We start from the raw sequence: 4,208 nt of genomic DNA on the forward strand, positions 1-4,208 counted from the left end.
CCCAGCACGCCGCCGCTGCCGCCGGCCCGCCAGGAGGGCACCCGGTCGCCGGCCGGGGCGCGGCCGCCGACGGTCAGCCGTTCGGCGGTGCCGGTGAGCGCGGGTGCGCCGCCCTCCAGGCGGGCGCGGGCGTAGGCGAGCTGGACGGGGTTCAGGTCGATCGCGGTGACCTCGTACCCGGCCGCGGCGAGGGCGGCGGCGGTGTCGCCGGCGGAGGCGATGCAGAGCACCCGGGCGCCGGGCGGCGGGAAGACGGAGAGTTCGACGGCCGGGTCCTCGTACATCCGGCCGAAGAGCACCCGGGGGCGGCCGGCGGGGCCGGCGGTCAGACGGCCGTCCTGCCACGGCGTGCCGTCGGCGGGGGCGGGGCGGGCGGCGGGGGAGCGGTTCACCGGGCCACCGCCCACTGCGGTGCGCGGTCTGCGGGGCGCCGGGCGGCGACCAGCCAGATCAGCGCGAGGAAGGCGATGTCCTGGACGACCAGCCGGCCGGGCTCGGGAATGTGGTCGGCGCCGACGAGCAGTCCGCCGGTGTTGAAGCCGGCCACCAGGACGGTCTGCACGACCGCGGCGGCGTACGGGCGGTGTCCGAGCAGCACCCAGAGGCCGAGCGCGACCTCGGCCAGTCCGATGGCGAGCAGCAGCGGCGTGACCGCGCCGGCCGGCAGCAGCGGCAGCCCCTCGACGATGGCGCGCTGGTCCGCCCGGCCGGGGAAGACCTTGCACCAGAAGCCCTCGTACCACCACATCAGTGCGACCGCGGCGGCCGGGAGACGGGTTCTTCCGATGTCGGCCACGATCCCCCTCTCCTCCCCCCGCCGCCGGTGCGCAGGGCACGGCGGCGCCGGCCCGGGCGAGTCCCGGACCTCGATGCGAGGATCATGCCGCAGAATTTGAACGCGTTCAACTGGGTGCGCGGGCGGTCGGTTCGTAGCTTCCTCCAAGCCACGGCGGCAGGCCGTCGCGGCGGCTTGTGTGGATCTTCAAGGTTTGCGTGTGGACTGGCCTTCACCCCGGGGTATCGATGAACATTGACGGTTGGGTGCGGGGCGCCCGAGTGCGCCCGCCGGCCCTGCCGCAACCGCACCCGTGGTGTACCTACCGCCCAGCCAGAGAGCCCTTTCATGCGTTTCCTGAACGACCTCAAGCCCGCGTACGACCTCACGTACGACGATGTCTTCATGGTCCCCAGCCGCTCCGCCGTGGGCTCCCGGCAGGGTGTCGACCTCTCCTCCCACGACGGCACCGGCACCACCATCCCGCTGGTGGTGGCGAACATGACCGCCATCGCCGGCCGCCGGATGGCAGAGACGGTGGCCCGCCGCGGCGGCCTGGTCGCGATCCCGCAGGACATCCCGATCGAGGTCGTCACCGAGGTGATCGGCTGGGTCAAGGGCCGCCACCTGGTGCACGACACCGCGATCACCCTCAGCCCCGGCGACACCGTCGCCGACGCGCTCTCCCTGCTGCCCAAGCGCGCCCACGGCGCCCTCGTCGTGGTCGAGGACGGCAAGCCCGTCGGCGTCGTCACCGAGGGCGACTGCCAGGGCGTCGACCGCTTCACCAGCCTCGCCGAGGTGATGTCCCGCGACCTGCTGCTGCTGGACGAGGGCATCGAGCCGCGCGCCGCCTTCGACCGCCTCAACGAGGCGCACCGCAAGCTCGCCCCGGTGGTCGCCGCCGACGGCAGCCTCGTCGGCCTGCTCACCCGCCGCAACGCGCTGCGCGCCACCCTCTACACCCCGGCCGTCGACGCCGACGGCAAGCTGCGGATCGCCGCCACCGTCGGCATCAACGGCGACGTCGCGGGCCGCGCCAAGGCGCTGCTCGAGGCCGGCGCGGACGTGCTGGTCGTCGACACCGCGCACGGCCACCAGGAGTCGATGATCAGCGCCCTGCAGGCCGTCCGCGGCCTCGACCCGCAGGTGCCGGTCGTGGCCGGCAACGTGGTCGCCGCCGGCGGCGGCCGCGACCTCGTCGCGGCGGGCGCCGACATCCTCAAGGTCGGCGTCGGCCCCGGCGCCATGTGCACCACCCGGATGATGACCGGCGTCGGTCGGCCGCAGTTCTCCGCCGTCCTCGAGTGCGCCGAGGAGGCGCGCCGCCTCGGCAAGCACGTCTGGGCGGACGGCGGCGTCCGCCACCCGCGCGACGTCGCCATGGCGCTCGCCGCCGGCGCGTCCAACGTGATGATCGGCTCCTGGTTCGCCGGCACCTACGAGTCGCCCGGCGACCTGCAGACCACCGCCGACGGCCGCCAGTACAAGGAGAGCTTCGGCATGGCCTCCGCCCGTGCCGTGCGCAACCGGACGGCCGAGGAGTCCGCCTACGACCGCGCCCGCAAGGCGCTGTTCGAGGAGGGCATCTCCACCTCGCGGATGTTCCTCGACCCGGCCCGCCCGGGCGTCGAGGACCTCATCGACTCGATCGTCGCGGGCGTCCGCAGCTCCTGCACCTACGCCGGTGCCTCCAGCCTGGAGGAGTTCCACGAGAAGGCGATCATCGGCATCCAGAGCGCGGCCGGCTACGCCGAGGGCAAGCCGCTGCACTCCAGCTGGGCCTGACCGCTCCCGCGCCCGGGTGCGCCCCTGGGGGTGCACCCGTGGTGCGTCATTCCACGGGGGTGAGCAGGGCCCGGCTGACCATGCCGACCGAGCGGGACAGCGCCGCGGCCACCGCGTCCTCCACCAGCGGGGAGTGCCGCAGCTCCCACAGCGCGAGCACGCTCGCCCACGCCGCGTCCCGGGCCCGGTCGATGCTCCACACCCCGACCACGTGCAGCAGCCGGTCGGCGGCGTGCAGCTCGTCCGGGCAGGGCAGCAGCTCCTCCCGCACCTCGGCCTCCACCTGCGCCAGCACGTCGTTGATCCGGTGGTAGTCCGCGCGGACGTCCTCCGGCTCCTGGCCGAGCAGCCGGCAGGTGTCGAGCACGGACAGCGGGAGGTCGTGCTCGATGTGCGCGTTCATCCCCGCCAGCGCGAACTGCAGCGGGTGGACGTCGGCCCGTCCGCGCAGCTCGAACAGCGGACGCCAGCAGTGCGCCGGGCGCCGCCCGCTCGCCGCGGCCTCCACCGCCTCCAGGTAGCGGGCCGCGAACACCGCGTCCAGCTCGGACATCCCGGCCGGGTCGGCGAAGTAGCCGTCCGAGAGCCGTTCGGCCACCAGCCGGGTCACCCGCAGGTACACGTGGTTGAACACCCCGACGCCGTCCCCGGCCGGGAACGTCGCCTGCAACCGCTCCATCCGGTCGATCACCTGGTCGACCGTCAGGGCCTCGCTGATCGTCATGGTGTGCGCAGCCTTCCGCATCGGGCCGGGCCGGTCATCCTGGCGGATCGTCTGATGGTAGGTCAGTGTGCGACGCATGCCCAGAAGCCACGCTCGGCGAGTCCCCGGAGCCCCGCGGAGGGGTGTCGGGCCGGAAGCCCGGCGGGAACGGCGTCCGGCTGGTAGATGTCTGGGAGGACGGGTGCGCACCCCGGGCCGTCCGCAGCCCTGGAGCGTGACGAGGGGACGGACGAGACCATGAGCCGCCTGATCGTGGCGATGCAGATCTCCATCGACGGCTGCGTCGACAGCAGCCTGCCGGACGCCGACTGGCAGCTGTGGAACTGGGGCCCCGACTGGCCCTGGAGCGCCGACCTCCGCGCGTCCTTCAACGGCCTGCTCGCGGGCGCCTCCGGCATCCTGCTCAGCCGGCCGATGGCCGACGAGGGGTACCTCGCGCACTGGGCGCGCACCGCGGAGCAGCACCCCGCAGACCCCGACTGGGAGTTCAGCCGGGCCACCGGCACCCTGCCGAAGTTCGTCGTCAGCCGCTCCGGCCGCCCGCTGCAGGACTGGCCCCGGACCACCGTGCTCAACGGCCCGCTCGCCGACACCGTGGCCCGCGCCAAGAAGGAGGCCGGCGGCGACCTGGTCTGCTTCGGCGGCGCAGGTCTGGTCTCGTCCCTGCTCCGCGACGACCTCGCCGACGAACTCCGGCTGTTCACCAACCCGGGCTTCGCCGGCACCGGCGCCCGCATCTTCGGCCCCCGGCCCGCCGGACGCCGCTACCGCGCCACCGGGTCGACCGCGCACGCCTGCGGCATCGCCGAGACCCGCTGGGTCCGGTAACGGCACACCGGGCCCGCTCGCTGTCGGCGCGAAGCCCTACTGGGCGTTTCGTCCCTGGTTTCGGGGGTCAGGTTCCGCGCCAGGTCGGGGTGG

General features: G+C 74.2%; 5 protein-coding genes. 2 read left to right on the forward strand and 3 right to left on the reverse strand.

Annotation, left to right across the window (positions count from 1 at the left end):
* Both ABD353_RS39245 and ABD353_RS39250 read right to left on the reverse strand, forming a co-directional pair.
* The coding region (locus tag ABD353_RS39245) for a DUF3419 family protein (RefSeq protein WP_344628510.1) at window positions 1-392 on the reverse strand (392 nt) is incomplete at its 3' end.
* Window positions 389-796 carry a DoxX-like family protein gene (locus ABD353_RS39250; protein WP_344628511.1) on the reverse strand — a complete coding sequence of 136 codons (408 nt, stop codon included), beginning with the start codon at window positions 794-796 and terminating at the stop codon, window positions 389-391. The genes ABD353_RS39250 and ABD353_RS39245, both read right to left, overlap by 4 nt.
* 327 nt (window positions 797-1,123) lie before the next feature.
* Here ABD353_RS39250 and ABD353_RS39255 point away from each other — a divergent pair, with 327 nt between their 5' ends.
* A complete protein-coding gene (locus ABD353_RS39255; RefSeq protein WP_344628512.1) occupies window positions 1,124-2,563 on the forward strand; it encodes a GuaB1 family IMP dehydrogenase-related protein in 1,440 nt (479 codons plus the stop codon).
* A gap of 46 nt (window positions 2,564-2,609) precedes the next feature.
* Here the strand turns inward: ABD353_RS39255 and ABD353_RS39260 are convergent, their stop codons facing one another.
* Complete coding sequence (locus tag ABD353_RS39260) at window positions 2,610-3,287, reverse strand: DUF5995 family protein (RefSeq protein ID WP_344628513.1); 678 nt, start codon at window positions 3,285-3,287, stop codon at window positions 2,610-2,612.
* A gap of 237 nt (window positions 3,288-3,524) precedes the next feature.
* Between ABD353_RS39260 and ABD353_RS39265 the strand changes: the two genes are divergently transcribed.
* Entirely contained in the window at window positions 3,525-4,115 is a 591-nt protein-coding gene (locus tag ABD353_RS39265) for a dihydrofolate reductase family protein (RefSeq protein ID WP_344628514.1), read from the forward strand.
* Window positions 4,116-4,208 lie beyond the last annotated feature (93 nt).

This window comes from Kitasatospora arboriphila, assembly GCF_039528095.1.
Lineage (GTDB): Bacteria > Actinomycetota > Actinomycetes > Streptomycetales > Streptomycetaceae > Kitasatospora > Kitasatospora arboriphila.

Excerpts from the sequence above, each read along its gene's own strand:
- ABD353_RS39255 (WP_344628512.1), top strand. The coding sequence starts at position 1,124 with ATGCGTTTCCTGAACGACCTCAAGCCCGCGTACGACCTCACGTACGAC.
- ABD353_RS39260 (WP_344628513.1), bottom strand. The coding sequence starts at position 3,287 with ATGACGATCAGCGAGGCCCTGACGGTCGACCAGGTGATCGACCGGATG.
- ABD353_RS39265 (WP_344628514.1), top strand. The coding sequence starts at position 3,525 with ATGAGCCGCCTGATCGTGGCGATGCAGATCTCCATCGACGGCTGCGTC.